Raw genomic sequence first — 15394 nt, 5'->3', positions numbered from 1 at the left:
TCAGTGCTCCCCGGTCGAGGACCCGCGGGCCGGCAAATTGTCAATGAGGAGGTTGACCCCGATCGTCAGTATCGCGATCGCGAGCGCCGGGACCATCACTGCGGCTGCGGCTTCGGCAAGGCCATTCATGTTCTCGCGCACGAGCGAGCCCCAATCGGCGTTCGGCGGCTGCACGCCCAGCCCGAGAAAGGAGAGGCTCGACAGTAGCAGCACGGCGAATACGAAGCGCAGGCCGAAATCCGTGAGGACTGGCCCGGCGATGTTCGGCAGGATCTCCTCGCGAATGAGATAGCCGGTACCCTCCCCGCGCGCGCGTGCGACCTCGACGAAGTCGAGCGCGTTGACATTCACGGCGAGCGCCCGCCAGATACGGAAGGCCCCAGGAGTATAGATCACGGCAATCGTGACGATCAGCACCGGGATCGAGGAGCCGAGGGCGGCGACAACGATAAGCGCCGACATCTTGCTCGGAATCGAGATCAGCCCGTCGAAGAAGCGGCTCAGCATCATGTCGACGGACCCGCGCGAGACGGCAGCGAGCATGCCCAGCGTGCCACCCATCAGGATGGCGAGGAAGGTCGCCGCCGCTGCAACGCCGATCGAGTAACGCGCACCGACGAGGATGCGGCTCAACACGTCGCGCCCAAGATAGTCGCTGCCGAGCGGCAGCCCCCAGCGCATAGGCCCGAACCCGTCATCGACCAGCGTGCCGGCGTCGTGCGGGGCGATGTAGGGGCCGATGATCGCCACCACGATCCAGAACGCGACGATGGCGGCACCGATCATGCCAGCTAGCGGCAGGCGGACGCGGTGGCGCAGCGTAGCCTGCGCTTCGACCGCCGCGATCGTTGGGTCAGCGCTCATCAATGGCGAAGCCTCGGGTTCGAGAGAACGCCGGCGATGTCGGCGAGCATTACCAGGAAAAGATAGGCCGCGCAGAAGATCATCACGCAGGCCTGGACGAGCGGCATGTCGCGGACCGACACGGCATCAACCAAGACGCGAGCGAGGCCTGGATAGTTGAAGATGATCTCGACGATGACCACGCCGCCGAGAAGGAAAGACAAGCTCAGTGCGACCGCGTTCGCGATCGGACCGATGGCGTTTGGCAAGGCGTGGATCAGCGCGACCCGCATTGGCCGCGCCCCCTTCAGCACCGCCATCTCGACATAGGACGAGCGCAGCGTGTCGATGACGGCGGATCGTGTCATGCGCATCATCTGCGCGATCAGCACGCAGCTAAGCGTGAAGACTGGCAGGGCGAACACGCGGAAGAATTGGTCGAGCGAGACAATTCCGTTCGCGTAGGACAGCGCCGGGAACCAGTGCAGGTGCACCGCGAAGACGATTACACACAGCGTGGCGATCAGGAACTCCGGCACCGCAACGACCGACATCGTGAGGAAGCTGGCCACACGATCAAAGAGACTACCGCGCCAGATAGCGGAGAGGATCCCGAGCGTGAGCGCGACCGGCACGGACACGACCGCGGTGACCCCGGCGAGCATGAGCGAGTTCGGCAGCCGGCTTGCAATCAGCCCGGCAACGGGCAAGTTATTGACGAGCGAGCGACCGGGATCCCCCGAAAGAAGGGCGCCCAACCAAAGAAAGTAGCGGACGTAGGCCGGCGCGTCGAGGTGGAGAGCTTGGCGCAGGCCTTCGATAGCCTCGGGCGTCGCGTTCTGCCCGAGAACCGCCTCGGCGACGTCGCCAGGCAGAATCTCGGTGCCGGCGAAGACCGCTGCCGACACGAAGGCGAGCGTCAGGATCGCAGTCGCCATCCTGATGAGGACAAGACGGAGCACCGTCAGGCTCATGACCGCTCTCCGTCTACCGACGCAGACTTGTCGCACCGCTCAGGGTTTTGCGTGATCGAACTCACTGATCGAGCCAGACGTTTTCCGCGTAGTTATAGCCCATCATGGCGCCGATCGGGATTGGCCGCAGACCTTTCAGCTTGCCGACGTGCGCCTCAAGGATGCTGGCAAACACAGGGATGCAGGCGCCCGAATCCTCATGCACGAGGCGCTGCATCTCACCGTACATCTCGCGACGTTTGGTGGTATCCGCTTCAGCGCGCGCCTCGAGCAGCAACTTGTCGAAGCGCTCGTTGCGGAACCCAGTCTCATTCCAAACTGCCTGGGACTGGAAGTTCTGGGTGAACACGATATCGGGGCTCGGCTTCGGGAGAACGTTGCCGAAGAAGATCGGATGCTTCATCCAATGGTTCGACCAATAACCGTCAGCCGGCACACGCTGCAGGTTGAACTTGAGCCCGATCTGCCCGCCAGTCTGCTGCACAAGTTGCGCAATCTCCTCGGAGTTCGTCGCCGCCGGCGAGACGACGATCGGGAAAGTCTGGTTGGCGAACCCGGAGCGCTGCAGATGGAAACGCGCCCTCTCTAGATCGAACGGACGCTGCGGCAAGCTCGGATCGTAGAAGGGACTGGTCGGGTCGATCGGCTGGTCGTTCGCTATCACTCCGAAATTCCGGTAGACCGCCCGGCGGATCTCCTCGCGGTTGAGCAGGTGCTTGACGGCCAGCACGAAGTCCCGATTCGATCCGGGCTCCCGGCCAAGCCTGAGAGCGAGCGGTTGGTAGCCGCCGCCCTTGGTTTCGAACAGCGCGAGGTTCGGGACCGACGCTATCTGTTGCGCCGAGCGCGGAGAGAGCGAGCTGATAAACTGGACATCGCCGGAGAGCAGCGCGTTGACGCGCGCCAGCTCGTCCGTGATGCCGAACAGCTCGATCTCATCGAGATATGGCCTGCCGGGATTAAAGTACTCGGGATTGCGTACGCCGATCGTGCGCACACCGGGCTTGAACTCCGCGAGCTTATAGGGGCCAGTTCCATTCGCCGTGCGGAAGTCGGTAGTGCCATCCTTGACGATCAGGAGGCCTATCAAACCGCCCGCACCAAGGATGATCGGCAGGTCAACATTCGGTCCGGAGAGCCGGATGCGCAACTCGTGCGGTCCGGTCGCAGCGACCTCCTCCATCTGCATGGCGAAGATGCGGGAGCCCGCTCCGAGCGCCGGATCCTTCAGGCGCCGCAGAGAGTAGACAACGTCGGCGGAGGTCAGCAATGAGGCGTCGTGGAAGCGAACGTCTCGACGCAGTTTGATATTCCACACGGTCGCGCGGTCGCTCGGTGCGATCTCCTCTGCGAGAGCGGGCCGTGCGGTCAGGGTCTCATCAATCACCGTAAGCGCGCTGTAGAACATTTTGGCACGGGCCCACTCGACCAGATTCGAGCCCTTTGCGGGGTCGAGCGGCTCGTTGGCCGTGCTCGCGCCGCCTGCAACTCTAATCCTGCCGCCGCGGCGCGGGGTTTGCGCATGCGCGGTCTCAGAAACGCTCGCGACCGTGCCGGCCGCCGCTGCCGACATGCCGGCCGCCATCAGCATCCTGATCACGTCGCGACGCGTTGCGCCACGCCGGAACGCGCTCGCAAGACGCAGGGCCTCGGCAGAGCTAATCAGAGGCGCTCGAAGATCAAAGGTCATTGTTGCCCACTCCTCCCCACTTTTGCGCAAATCCTTCAGCGTCATGCGAACTCCAAGGACTCACCAGACCAGATAGTGCCTGCGCGGTTAAAAGCTGACACTCCGGCGCGGAGGTTTTGCAGCGAAATGCAGTAAGGGTGCGCAGCGATTTAACGGCCGAACCGTTTCAGATGCAGTTTTTCCCCGTTACCAGCGAAAAGGTTGAGCATCGAGCGAAACTCCTCTTGTGCGGGCGCATCTAATCGCAAGCACTGCCGGTTGTAGCCGGGCGACTGAATGAGGTGCCGCGTTGATAGCAACCTTTCACTCCGGATTGACTGTACACTGTCGGTCGCAAGCTGCTCATCTCGCTACGCGGCAGGTTCGAAATGCTCAAGCAAGGTTGTACGGGAGGGTTGGACCTAATTCTGACGCGGACGATTGTGCTCGCTCGATAGCAGAACTTGATCCACGCGCCTCTTTTCCAAGAGCCGGCCCATGGCGATATGCGCGGCACGCACTGAGTCCGATGACTGAAGCGAGATCATTGCCGATTTTCCGAGGTGAAGCGCGACCGCGGCGCTGTAGTGACACTCGCGAGACGTCGACAACATTTCATAGGACATTTCAGCTTCCGCTTCGGTGAGGGGACGCCGACTATGGGACCAGCCGATTCTCGAAATGGTCGGGCAGCCGACCTCGTCAAGCAGCGGAGGTTGTGGCAACTGACGGAGCTTCAAAAGTGCAACAAAGCTGTTCGAAGTTTTCGCTCTGAGGCACCGAACTTTCAAGGTATTGAAGCGAGCTCTCAACATTGATCAGGAGGAAATCATGGATTTGAGCGGCGTTCCGGCGATCGTGACAGGCGGCGGCTCGGGCCTTGGCGCGGCAACGGCCCGCGCCATGTCGCGCAAAGGCGCGAAAGTGACCGTCATCGACATTAGTCGAGACAGTGTCGAGCGTGTCGCGGCGGAGATTCAGGGTATAAGTGCTGTCGCAGACGTCTCCAGCGATGAACAAGTGAGATCCGCTCTGGACAAGGGCGAGGCGGCAAACGGCGTGGCGCGCGTATTGGTCAACTGCGCCGGGATTGGCGGCGGCGGCAAGCGTACGCTCGGCAAAGACGGTCCCCACCCTCTCGACCTGTTCACGCGCGTTATCAACGTTAACCTGATCGGTACGTTCAATGTGATTCGCCTTGCCGCTCAGAGGCTCGCAGCCGAACCGACGCAAGCTGAGGAACGTGGGGTCTTCATCAATACGGCCAGTATTGCCGCCTACGATGGACAGATCGGCCAAGCCGCTTATGCTGCCTCAAAGGCGGGCATCGCCGGAATGACGCTGCCGATTGCGCGCGATCTCTCTTCGATCAAGATCCGGGTGAATACCATCGCGCCTGGCCTGTTTCTTACTCCGATGCTGATGGGATTGAGCGAGGAAGTCCGGGCCAGTCTCGCCAAGCAGGTACCACACCCTGCACGGCTTGGCAGCCCCGATGAATATGCTGCCCTCGCGGTTCACATCGCGGAAAATGCGATGCTCAATGGCGAAACCATCCGGCTCGATGGCGCGATCCGGATGGCGCCAAGATGAAGCCCGGCGAGCAATCTGGAGAAAGACGCCCCTCGGCGTCATCGCCGATCGGATGGCTCCTGATCGCAAGCACACTTGCGTGCCGCGCCGCTACTGCGCCCTAAGCAGGGTCGAAGTAGTGAATCTCCAGCAATAGGCAGCCACCCTCAGATTTAAATGGGCCGTGAAATGCGCCCGGCGGACGGCAAGCATAGGTAAACGGAGCGAATCCCTGCCCACCCTTTCCTTGCTCGTCGTTTCCGACGGTGAGATCGCCGGACACCAAAAACACTTCCTCCCAGTACTCGTGAACGAATGGAGCGGTCGTGAACGTTCCCGGATCGAACTTGAGAAGTCTGGTGCGGCTGCCGCGACGGTGCGGCTCATCAAGCGCGCCTGACAATATCTTCTGCTTGATTCCTGACGGATAGTTAGGCGGGGTTTCCCACCCGGACTCCATGTCCAGCATGTAAAACTCGTCATGCGATTTCTGTACGGGCACGATGAGGGCTCCTCTACTTAGTTCCAACATTAAAAGGCGCAGCGTCAGCCAAGTACCGGCAACTGCTCGACCTGGTAGGTCTTCCGGACTGATCGACGAAGCCGTGGGTCGCTGAGCTCAAGTTCAAGTCCTTGCGCGGGTCGGATTTCGCCATGCACAGCGAGCGTACCGCAAAACATCAACGTGCCATCGGAGAGCATTCCGCCGGCGGCATAGAGGGCAATCAGCTCCTCGGGTGGCCGAATCGCGGAAAGGGCTCCTTCCTGGTACAGGATGCGGTTTCCGTCGTTCACGGCGTATGAGCGGAGGATCAAGTCGTCCCAGTGCTCCTTGACATCGTCGTAAGCCCAGAACTCGCTCGCTATCGGCTTGTCGCACATCTGCTTTGAGAGCGTGACGCCGGTGGCTTCGGCTTCGCGGTCGGTGTGGTCGGAGCCGACCCCTACCCAGAGCCTTCCGCCGCTCTGGAGCAACAGGAATTCCACCTCTCCGCTGGATGAATTGCCGATTACCTCGATCGTCTCGGCAGTCGAGAGGCGCGAGGCCGATACACGGTAGAAGATCGGGACAGATCCCGGTCGACTGACTCCGATCTTCTCGAGCTCCGCGATGTGCGCTTCGAGCGCGACACGATCTCTTCCCGTCCATCCGGCGATCACACACCGATTGATCGTGACGATTCGTGCTTCCCAGCGTGCATTCCGAAGGAACCGGAGTGAGAGATCATGTGTCGCCATCTTTTCCCCCGTTACCGCTCATCCGAGCTCGGCCGCGCGTTTCAGGCTCGCGAGCATTGAAATTTTAATCAGATAGTTGCGAGCAAGTTCGGGATTTGCCGCCGTCCGGGCCATTTCCTCACGGAACGATTGTTGCTCGCGGGGATCCCGCGACTCGAGGTTCCGCTTGTTCGCAATCGTGTGCTTCTGAACGTATTCCAGAGTCACAAGGCGGCGCTGGCGATCGTAGCGATCGAGCTCGGAAAGATCTGCTTCGCGGCGCCAGACTTTCGTGAGCCGCCCGCAGAGGTTGACGGCATCATGGATGCCCCCGTTCATGCCCATCCCGCCGAGAGGGTTGTTGATGTGAGCCGCGTCGCCAGCAAGAAATACGCGGCCTGACCTGAATGTCGCCGCCACGCGCTGATGCACGCGGTATAGCGTGACGTGATCTATCGCCGCAGTCGCAGCCACGGCGAAGTGCCGTGCGAGGGTGTATGCTGCGTATTGTAGGGTTCCCGCTTCTTCATCCGGCACCTCCGGGCCAATCGGAAACATCGCTCGCCACATGCCGGGCACCTTGAGCAGGAAGTACCATTGGATGGGGTCCGCCACATAGCTCACCGAGGCCAGATCGGGAAAGATCGCGAGAAAATCGAACTGAGTCGAGATGACCAGGAAACGCTCCGGCCAAGTGAACCCATCGAACGTGATGCCAATCGATTTGCGAACGGCGCTACTGGCACCATCAGCGCCAATCAGCCAGAGGCCTTCGTGCTGCTCTATCGAACCATCCGGCCTGCGGACCTTTACCGATACCCCGTCCTCCCCCTGGTGTGCTTCCAGTATTTCGGAGCCGAACTCGATGCTGAGGTTCGGATCCGCCCCGTATGCCTTGGCGATGATGCGTGTCAGCTTGTACTGCTCGCACTGCAGCCGGTACGGATAACCTGTGAGATCGGAAACATCACCGAAGTCGAAGTTCGCGATGGGCCCCTCGCTGTTGCGATACTGGACTGTCGGAGCGATCAAACCTTGCGCAACAAGGTCTTTCGCCACTCCGATATCTTCGAGCATGTCGAGGGTCGGCGGATGAAAAGTTGACGCCCGGGATTCCGTGCTGAGATCAGATGCCGCTTCCAGCACGGTAACGGGAATTCCCTGCTTCACCAGTGTGGCAGCAGCCACCATTCCTACCGGACCGGCGCCGGCAATCAGAACCCGCTTAGCATCAGCCACGCTGTTACCTCACCTCTTCGAACCGAACAAAGTTTCGAGAGCACCGCACCCAGCCTGGGAGCTATTCTCGCAGATTCCGCCCAAATACAAACTTTCAAAGCCGATCCTTGCCAATCTCCACATCTGCACCGCTTGTCTGCCCACTGCTCCCCACTTTTGCGCAAATCCTTCAGCGTCATGCGAACTCCAAAGACTCTCCGGAGCTTGCGCGTTTGAAACGTGACACTCCGGCGGGGAGGTTTTGCACCGAAATGTGCCAAGGGCGCGCAGTCATTTAACGGCCGAACCGTTGCAGATGCAGTTTTTCTCCGTCGCCATGGTGAGGCAATACGAAATACAAACTTTCAAAGCCGATCCTTGCCAATCCCCAAATCTGCACCCCTTGTTTTCAAATTTGCCTGCTTTCATGGTGGAAGCCTCTCGCTGTAGGATTTTCAGCAGTTCATGACCTGCAAGGCCTTCTTAATGACAGACGCGGCCCTCCGTCGGCGCGATTTCACCAGAGCGTTCGCGCTTTCGCACTCGACGCTGACTGACAATCTTCTGGTCACGTCTTCGCGTTTCCCCGATGTTGCAGCTATCCATTTCCTGGGCACCTCGATCTCCTACGGCGACTTTCATAGAAAAGTGGAGGGCTTGGCCGGCTGGCTGCAGAAGCACGCGGGCCTGAAACGCGGCGACCGGGTCGCATTATTGATGCAGAATTCGCCACAGTGGCTGATTGCGTGCTATGCGATATTCCGCGCCGACCTTGTCCTGGTACCGATCAGCCCGATGAACCGTGAGGTCGAGGTTGCGCACTACCTTCGAGACAGCGGCGCACGCGCAATGATTGTCGCGCAAGATCTGGCGGAAATCGCCATTGCAGCCACCAAGAATTCGGAAATCGGCACGCTCATCGTGGCGACATATTCGGATTACCTTCCGAAGGAGACCAGGTACAAGCTCCCCGACTGGCTATCTGCCGGACGCACTAAGGTGAGCGGCGGCAGTATCTGGATGGACCTGCTCGATGCGGGATTCTCGCCGGAGGCGCCGCGCGCGGGAGCGCTCAGCCTGTGCGCGATGCCATACACTTCTGGTTCCACTGGCAAGCCGAAGGCCTGCATGCACACTCATCGCAGCCTTGGGCATAATGCCACCGGACTGACCTTGTGGCATGGATTGCGGCCCGGGGACGTCTCTCTTGGAGCGGCGCCGATGTATCACGTATCGGGCTTCAACCACGCGGTGACCGGTCCTGTCTGTGCCGGCGCCTCCATCGCAATTGTACCGCGATGGGAGCGCGACCTCGCCACGAATGTGATGGTTGATTACGGCGTCACCCACGCATCATTGGCTCCTACCGCCGTCATCGACTTGCTGACCAACACCAGGGTCCACGAATTCGACTTGTCGAGACTGCGCCGCATCACCTCGGGCGGTGCCGCAATGCCCGAAGAAGTGTGGAAACGGCTGAACGAGACGCTTGGGTTGCCCTTCATAGAGGCGTACGGCATGACCGAGACGGCGGCCACCACGCACCTCAATCCGATCGAAGATCCAAGACCACAATGCCTCGGCATACCGTTCTTCAACACTAGTGCGTGCATCATTAATGCTGAAAACAGCCAGGAACTTGCTATCGGCGAAATCGGCGAGATCGCCGTGCACGGGCCGCAGCTCTTCAGCGGCTACTGGAACCAGCCGGAAGCAACGCGCGAAGCCTTCGTTGAGATTGACGGCCGGTCCTTCTATCGCACCGGCGACATCGGATATCGCGACGCGGACGGTTTCTTCTACATGACTGATCGCGCCAAGCGGATGATCAATGCGTCGGGCCTGAAGGTCTGGCCGGCGGAAGTCGAAAACGTGCTCTACCAGCACGAAAACGTACTCGAGGTCTGCGTGATCGCCGTCAAAGACGCCTATCGCGGTGAGACAGTAAAGGCGCTGATCAGGTTGCGGGATAATGTGCGGGGTAGGACAACTGAAAATGACATCATCGAATGGTCGCGCCAGCGCATGGCGGCCTACAAGTATCCCCGAACAGTGGAATTCGTCGACTCGCTGCCGAAATCGCCAGCGGGGAAGATTCTCTGGCGCGAGTTGCAGGATCGGGAGAATGCAAAGGAGGTCGGTCTGCCATGAATGAAGCGCAACAGGTATCCGGCCCGGAGGAGGCCTATCAGCGCGCGCTCGACGCAGGCAGGCTGATTATCCAGCGCTGCGGCGAGTGCGACCGGTCGGTGTTTTATCCTCGAACCATCTGCCCTCATTGCGGTGCCAACAACCTGTCCTGGTTCTCTCCCGTGGGAGACGGCCACGTCTACTCTACGACGACCGTCCGCCGGAGCCAGGAAGACGGTGGTGACTACAATGTGTGCATTGTCGAGTTGGCGGAGGGCGTGCGCTTGATGAGCAGCGTCCGGGGGATTTCGCCGGATCGTGTTATCATTGGTACAAAGGTCCGGACCAAGGTCGTCAAGATCGATGGCAAAGGCCTGCTGGTTTGCGAAGTGAAATAGGCATTCATGGCTCGAGACAATCTACGCGGTGCGACCGCAATCGTCGGTGTTGGCATGGCTGGCTGCGGCGAAGCCCGCGGCTATAGCGAGATCGAAATCCTGGCGCAGGCAGCCCACGCAGCAATAAGGGACGCAGGCTTGCGCTTGCAGGATATCGACGGGCTGTGCACCGCCAATCTCAATGCCGCGATGTGGCCACTCAATGTCGCTGAATATCTCGGCCTTCGGCCTTCTTTCATTGAAGGCACGAACATCGGCGGATCCGCCTTCGTTGCGCACCTTCAACCGGCCATGCTCGCGCTTTCGGCCGGTCTGTGCAATGCGGTGCTGGTGTGTTACGGCAGCACACAAAGGACCGCTACATTCGGGCGTAAGGCACGAACGGCAGCGCGCAACATGCTCGATCCGGCACCCTTCGATGCGCCGTATCAGCCATTCAATCCACCCTCGAGCTATGCCCTCATCGCGGCCCGTCACATGCACGAATTCGGCACGACTCGCCAGCACCTCGCGGAAGTCGCCGTCTCAGCCAGATCCTGGGCGCAGCTCAATCCCGCCGCATTCAGCCGCAAGCCCCTGACGATTGACGACGTCCTCAGCGCCAGAATGGTCTCCGATCCCTTTACCGTGCACGATTGCTGCATCGTGACGGACGGCGCCGGCGCCTTCGTCCTGATGCGCGCCGACGCCGCCAAGGACCGGCCGCAAAGGCCCGCCTATTTGCTTGGTGTTGGCAATGCGGTCTGGCATCGTACTGTCTCCAACATGGCCGATCTCACTGTAACGCCCGCGCAGGACTCTGGCCGGCGCGCTTACGCCATGGCGGGAATGCAGCCAAATGATATCGACATGCTGCAGCTCTATGACGCCTTCACGATCAACCCAATCCTGTTCGTCGAAGATCTCGGGTTCTGCCGCAAAGGCGAAGGCGGGCCCTTCATTGCCAGCGGTCTGACGCGGCCGGGCGGAAAGTTACCTGTCAACACCAATGGGGGCGGCCTGTCATGCGTGCAGCCGAACATGTATGGCGTATTCGCAGTCATCGAGGCCGTACAGCAGCTCCGAGGCGCATGCGGCGACCGCCAGGTCGCGAACACGAATGCAGTCCTGGTCAATGGCAATGGTGGGAATGCCGCTTCCAGCCAGTCGACCGCTATTCTTGGAAGCTCGGCCACGCTTTAACAAGGCGTGGTCACAACGGATCTCTTCTACGGGACGGTTCAGGCGGCAGTGAATAGCGCCCCATGGTCGCTCATCCTTGCAGAAGACTACCGAGCGTGCTCGATCGGAATGTATTCCTGACGAGCCGTTCACTTGTTTGAGGAAGGGAAGCTAGAGTGAAGGCGGGTACCCACGGCACGGCCACCGTCCACCGACTGGCACCGGATCGCGCTGATGCTCGGCGCGACGTCCGCAAACACCTTTTGACTTTTACCAGTCTATTGAATCAGGCAATCGCCTGGTCAGACGATTCATCATCTGGCGGCAGCCGATTTCGCCCGCAACATTGACCTCCTCGATGACAACGTGGCGCCGGAACGTTGCCTAGAACCAGATTTATGGGAGCGCGAGACTACACGGACTAACCCATCTTGATAGACGTCGGAGACACGTCCCTAATCTCTGCCGAAGACCACCCCGCGGGCGCGGTCGAAAAAGCGACACGGCTAATGTTCTCACAACCCTCCAAAGCCAAAGGCTTCGAGCTGTCGGCTATTATCGATCAGCTCAGTCCGGTAGGTTTCGTTCTCCTTTCCAGAAATTCTCTCAAGCGCTCGACGGTCTCCAGCGGCCTCACCATCGCCGTATTCAGGTATTCCATGAACAATCCGTCGTCATGCGAGAGATCATTCATCCGCGGAAGTACGTTGGTGATCTGCCAGTTCGTTTGGGGCGTATTCTGCGCAATTTTGGATGCCAAGCTCTTCGCTTTTTCCAGCGCTCCGCCCGCATCAACAATGTACTGCACCAGTCGGACCTCTCGCGCTTCTTCGGCTGTGAGCATTCGCCCAGTTAGCATCAGGTCAGCCATGGTAGAGTAGCCAATAATCCGCTGGATACGTACCGAACCGCCACCCCCAACGAAAATGCCGCGCTGCCCTTCCGGTAGCCCGAAGATGGTCGTCTCGTCCGCGACACGAATATGCGCCGCTGCCGCCAGTTCGAGCCCGCCACCTATCGTGGCCCCATGCAGCGCGGCGACGAACGGTATCGTTCCTCTTGCAATTAGGTCAAAGGTCGTGTGCCAGATGTAGCGCTTGCGCTTTCTGACAGTGGGTGCATCCGGACGCAACCTTTCCGCTAGTTGCGCAAGATCGAGCCCGGCGGAAAAGTTTGGCCCATGGCCGAAGATCACGCCAGCATCCGCGTCGTCGCCGGCACGTACCACCGCATCGCCGAGCGCTCGCAGGACATCGTCATTCAGCGCGTTCCGCTTGTTGGCTCGATTCAAGCCGATGATCGCGATATTACCCTCGAGCTCGTAGGTCACGAGTTCAGACGACATGACAAACCCCACACTACGTGCTTACTGCAAAGCAACCGACGACCGTTTTCAGCGAGTGCAAGGCTAGTTAGCAGCTCCAAGTTCGGCTATACTTAAATTTGAAAAGATGCGGTTCAGATTCTGACCGACGAGGAAAATGGCTTGCCGGTTCGAAGTTGATGCGTTGCTGTTGTTTTCGGAGGTCGTTCGGTCCGGAAACCTGACGCGCGCCAGCGACTCAACTGGTCTTTCTAAGGCGACGATCAGTCGCAGACTAGCTTCTCTCGAAGAGCAGGTCGGTGCGCTGCTTCTGAAGCGCAACTCCCGCGGCCTCGCACCGACCTCAATAGGTGCGCGCCTTCTCGACTATGCGCAGCGGATTGATACTGAGGTCAAGGAAGCGCGAGTAGAAATCGACGAACTGCAGTCCGGCACCCGCGGCACGCTGCGGGTCAGCATTCCGATGGAATTCGGCAATGCCTGGCTCGGCAAGGCAGTTGCAGAATTCGCACTTGAGTACCCCGATATTTCCCTGATCGTGGCGACTAACAATGGCATGGTTGACTTGGTTCGAGAACAAATCGACATCGCCATCATTCTGGGAAAGCTACCCGATTCCAGGCTCATTCACCGAAAGCTGACGTCGCTCAGACGTGCCGCCTATGCCTCCCCGAACTATATCGAGAGGCACGGCATGCCGAGGACACTTGAAGAGCTGTCCCAGCATCGCTGCGTCGTCACCGAACTCCAACAGCGAGATGGCGTCTGGACATTCCTGAAGCGTGCGCAACGTCGGCACGTCGAAGTGGCCGCCAACACTACCGTCGCCAACATCAGCCTAGTGCGCGAGCTTCTACTTAGCGGGGTCGGGATCGGCATCCTGAATGACGTTATGTGCGTGAATGACCTCAAGCATACGCGACTGGTCCGCGTGTTGCCCGATTGGGAGAGTCCTCCGCTCCACACTTCGGCCGTTACGCTGAAGCGCACCTTGGTACCCAAGCGGAATCGTCTTTTCCTCGACTTCATGGTGCGACGGTTGCGTTGACATCCTCTCCGCGCTCTGGGTGCCCGAAAACATTGCGCTAAAGTCGGATTCAACGAATTGCGCGGCCATTGCTGTTTAGGCGCGCTCTGGCCTGCGATAGGGGTGGCGCCCGACAGCTCTCCTGCGAACGAGAGGCGAGAGCTCGCTCTGATGCCTTACACGTTGCGTCTTGCTATTGTCCCGGCTGCTCAGATGCCGATCGCTTCGTATGCTTCAGCGACCTGTCGGATGGATGCGACGTAGGCGGCTGTCCTGTAGTCGCCGAGCTCCGGCTGCTCCTGGAGCAAATCTGCGATGCGCGTCCAAGTGCTGCGCATGACATCCTCAAGACCGGATCGAACAAGGTCGATTTCTGCGCCTCCTCCAAGGAATTCATCGCGCATGTCAGCAGGAATCTCCTTCCCGGTCATCTGTTCGAGGGCTGCGGCGATGGTCCGATTTCGCCTTTCTCTACGCCGACGCTCCATCAATCCGAAGGGAATGCGCGTCAGGTTCTTCTCCCACTCGAAGTAGCTGACAACGACGCCGCCGGCGTTGACATAGAGATCTGGAAGGATTGTCACTCCGCGAGAACGCAGCATCCTATCAGCCTCGAAAGTGACGGGCCGTTGGCGGCTTCTACCACAAGGCGAGCTTTTATACGACTTGCGTTTTCCGAATGAATTGCACTCTCCATCGCCGCAGGGATGAGAACATCACAGGCTAATTCAATGCCGGTCATGTCGCCGGAGACGGACGTTGCACCGGGAAAGCCCAGAATGCTGCCCGTTAGAAGCTGGTGCTGCTTCAGCAGTTCAATTGGGAGGCCCTTCGGGTTGGCGACATAGCCATCCCGTTCCGCAATGACGGTCACTCGGGCGCCGCCCTCCTCCGAGAGGAACTTAGCGGCGTGATAGCCGACGTTCCCAAAGCCTTGGACCACAACAGAAGAATTTTTTAGATTGCGCCGGCCATTCAAGCCTGGGCTGCGCTGATCCCGAAGATAGCTCTGGGTCGCAAACTGCAGGCCCCCTCCCCGTCGCCTCAGTGCGACCGGAAATCCCCCCCTTGGACAAAGGCTTTCCCGTTACGCAAGCTCGCGCATTGACAACGTCGGTCGGATTTGCGCGGCGGAATTCATCCATCATCCAAGCCATTTCCCGCTCGCCCGTCCCTACGTCAGGGGCCAGAACGTTGACACCGGGACCGATTAGACCGCGCTTGTTGAGTTCCTGCGTGAAACGGCGGGTAATGCGATCGAGTTCCTGCGGCGTCCATTCGCGCGGATCAATCTTCAGAGCCCCTTTGGAGCCGCCAAAACGCACGTCGACCAGTGAGCATTTAAGTGTCATTAGCGCCGCAAGCGCCTCCACCTCTTCGGCATCCGCATTCGGTACGTAGCGAATGCCACCCTTTACGGGTTCAGAGTGCTCGCTATGGACTGATCGCCAACCGATAAAGCTGTGAATCCGACCGCGCAGTCTCACGCCAAAGCGGACCGTGTACGTCGAATTGCATTGAATGATCCGCTCCGCCAAACCCTCAGGGAGATCGAGAAAAGTCATGGCGCGGCGGAAGTTTTTGTCAACGCTCCCGAAAAACGCGGTAGAGTTAGCCGACATCACACCTCCCTCGGTGCGGTCGTCACGATTTCGCATGTACTTCTCTCTTTACAGATATGATTGTTTAAGCCGGATCGCCGATCCCGCAGTGACCAGCCACCGGCCGCGGTGACTACGTTAAAGCAATCGTCTCCCATTCGGCCGAGCACTCCGTGACGGAGGGAAAACGCCGCGCCGAGCGCGCGCTGCGGCGAATACGCTGTCCGATTAATCTTGTTCATAGTGACCACACCACTCA

The 15394-nt window shown here is 59.7% G+C and carries 12 protein-coding genes and 1 pseudogene; 5 read left to right on the top strand and 8 right to left on the bottom strand.

Annotated elements, in window-relative coordinates; translation table 11 throughout:
- From ACNJYA_RS08920 to ACNJYA_RS08910, 3 genes are all read right to left on the bottom strand, one after another.
- Positions 1-864, bottom strand: coding sequence for an ABC transporter permease (locus tag ACNJYA_RS08920; protein ID WP_439402544.1), 864 nt, complete (start codon positions 862-864; stop codon positions 1-3).
- Positions 864-1817, bottom strand: coding sequence for an ABC transporter permease (locus tag ACNJYA_RS08915; RefSeq protein ID WP_439402543.1), 954 nt, complete (start codon positions 1815-1817; stop codon positions 864-866). Before ACNJYA_RS08915 ends, ACNJYA_RS08920 begins: the two co-directional genes overlap by 1 nt.
- 61 nt (positions 1818-1878) lie before the next feature.
- On the bottom strand, positions 1879-3552 hold the full coding sequence (locus tag ACNJYA_RS08910; RefSeq protein ID WP_439402542.1) for an ABC transporter substrate-binding protein: 1674 nt from the start codon (positions 3550-3552) through the stop codon (positions 1879-1881).
- A gap of 765 nt (positions 3553-4317) precedes the next feature.
- Between ACNJYA_RS08910 and ACNJYA_RS08905 the strand changes: the two genes are divergently transcribed.
- Positions 4318-5079, top strand: coding sequence for an SDR family NAD(P)-dependent oxidoreductase (locus ACNJYA_RS08905; RefSeq protein WP_439402541.1), 762 nt, complete (start codon positions 4318-4320; stop codon positions 5077-5079).
- A gap of 100 nt (positions 5080-5179) precedes the next feature.
- Here ACNJYA_RS08905 and ACNJYA_RS08900 read toward each other — a convergent pair whose 3' ends face one another.
- From ACNJYA_RS08900 to ACNJYA_RS08890, 3 genes are all read right to left on the bottom strand, one after another.
- The gene (locus ACNJYA_RS08900) at positions 5180-5527 is read right to left on the bottom strand and encodes a cupin domain-containing protein (RefSeq protein ID WP_439402540.1); all 348 of its coding nucleotides are present in this window, start codon (positions 5525-5527) and stop codon (positions 5180-5182) included.
- A 77-nt stretch (positions 5528-5604) separates the two neighbouring features.
- Positions 5605-6297: a DUF2848 domain-containing protein gene (locus tag ACNJYA_RS08895; RefSeq protein ID WP_439402539.1), complete on the bottom strand. Its 693-nt coding sequence runs from the start codon at positions 6295-6297 to the stop codon at positions 5605-5607.
- A gap of 18 nt (positions 6298-6315) precedes the next feature.
- Positions 6316-7515, bottom strand: coding sequence for an FAD-dependent oxidoreductase (locus ACNJYA_RS08890; RefSeq protein ID WP_439402538.1), 1200 nt, complete (start codon positions 7513-7515; stop codon positions 6316-6318).
- Between the two features lie 444 nt (positions 7516-7959).
- On the opposite strand from ACNJYA_RS08890, the gene ACNJYA_RS08885 reads away from it, so the two are divergent.
- The 3 genes from ACNJYA_RS08885 to ACNJYA_RS08875 are packed head-to-tail and all read left to right on the top strand — an operon-like array spanning position 7960 to position 11204.
- Positions 7960-9645 carry a long-chain-fatty-acid--CoA ligase gene (locus ACNJYA_RS08885; protein WP_439402537.1) on the top strand — a complete coding sequence of 562 codons (1686 nt, stop codon included), beginning with the start codon at positions 7960-7962 and terminating at the stop codon, positions 9643-9645.
- Positions 9642-10022: a Zn-ribbon domain-containing OB-fold protein gene (locus tag ACNJYA_RS08880; RefSeq protein ID WP_439402536.1), complete on the top strand. Its 381-nt coding sequence runs from the start codon at positions 9642-9644 to the stop codon at positions 10020-10022. The genes ACNJYA_RS08885 and ACNJYA_RS08880 overlap by 4 nt, the downstream gene beginning before the upstream one ends.
- Positions 10023-10028: 6 nt before the next feature.
- Positions 10029-11204: an acetyl-CoA acetyltransferase gene (locus ACNJYA_RS08875; protein WP_439402535.1), complete on the top strand. Its 1176-nt coding sequence runs from the start codon at positions 10029-10031 to the stop codon at positions 11202-11204.
- 541 nt (positions 11205-11745) lie between these two features.
- Here ACNJYA_RS08875 and ACNJYA_RS08870 read toward each other — a convergent pair.
- Positions 11746-12528: a crotonase/enoyl-CoA hydratase family protein gene (locus tag ACNJYA_RS08870; protein WP_439402534.1), complete on the bottom strand. Its 783-nt coding sequence runs from the start codon at positions 12526-12528 to the stop codon at positions 11746-11748.
- Positions 12529-12664: 136 nt separating this feature from the next.
- Between ACNJYA_RS08870 and ACNJYA_RS08865 the strand changes: the two genes are divergently transcribed.
- The gene (locus ACNJYA_RS08865; protein ID WP_439402533.1) at positions 12665-13555 is read left to right on the top strand and encodes a LysR substrate-binding domain-containing protein; all 891 of its coding nucleotides are present in this window, start codon (positions 12665-12667) and stop codon (positions 13553-13555) included.
- A gap of 188 nt (positions 13556-13743) precedes the next feature.
- Here the strand turns inward: ACNJYA_RS08865 and ACNJYA_RS08860 are convergent.
- Positions 13744-15099 (bottom strand): annotated as a pseudogene (locus ACNJYA_RS08860) (Glu/Leu/Phe/Val family dehydrogenase).
- Between the last annotated feature and the right edge of the window lie 295 nt (positions 15100-15394).

It is taken from the genome of Bradyrhizobium sp. BLXBL-01 (genome assembly GCF_051853025.1).
Taxonomy (GTDB): domain Bacteria; phylum Pseudomonadota; class Alphaproteobacteria; order Rhizobiales; family Xanthobacteraceae; genus Bradyrhizobium.
This window is presented reverse-complemented; position numbering and strand designations above follow the sequence as displayed.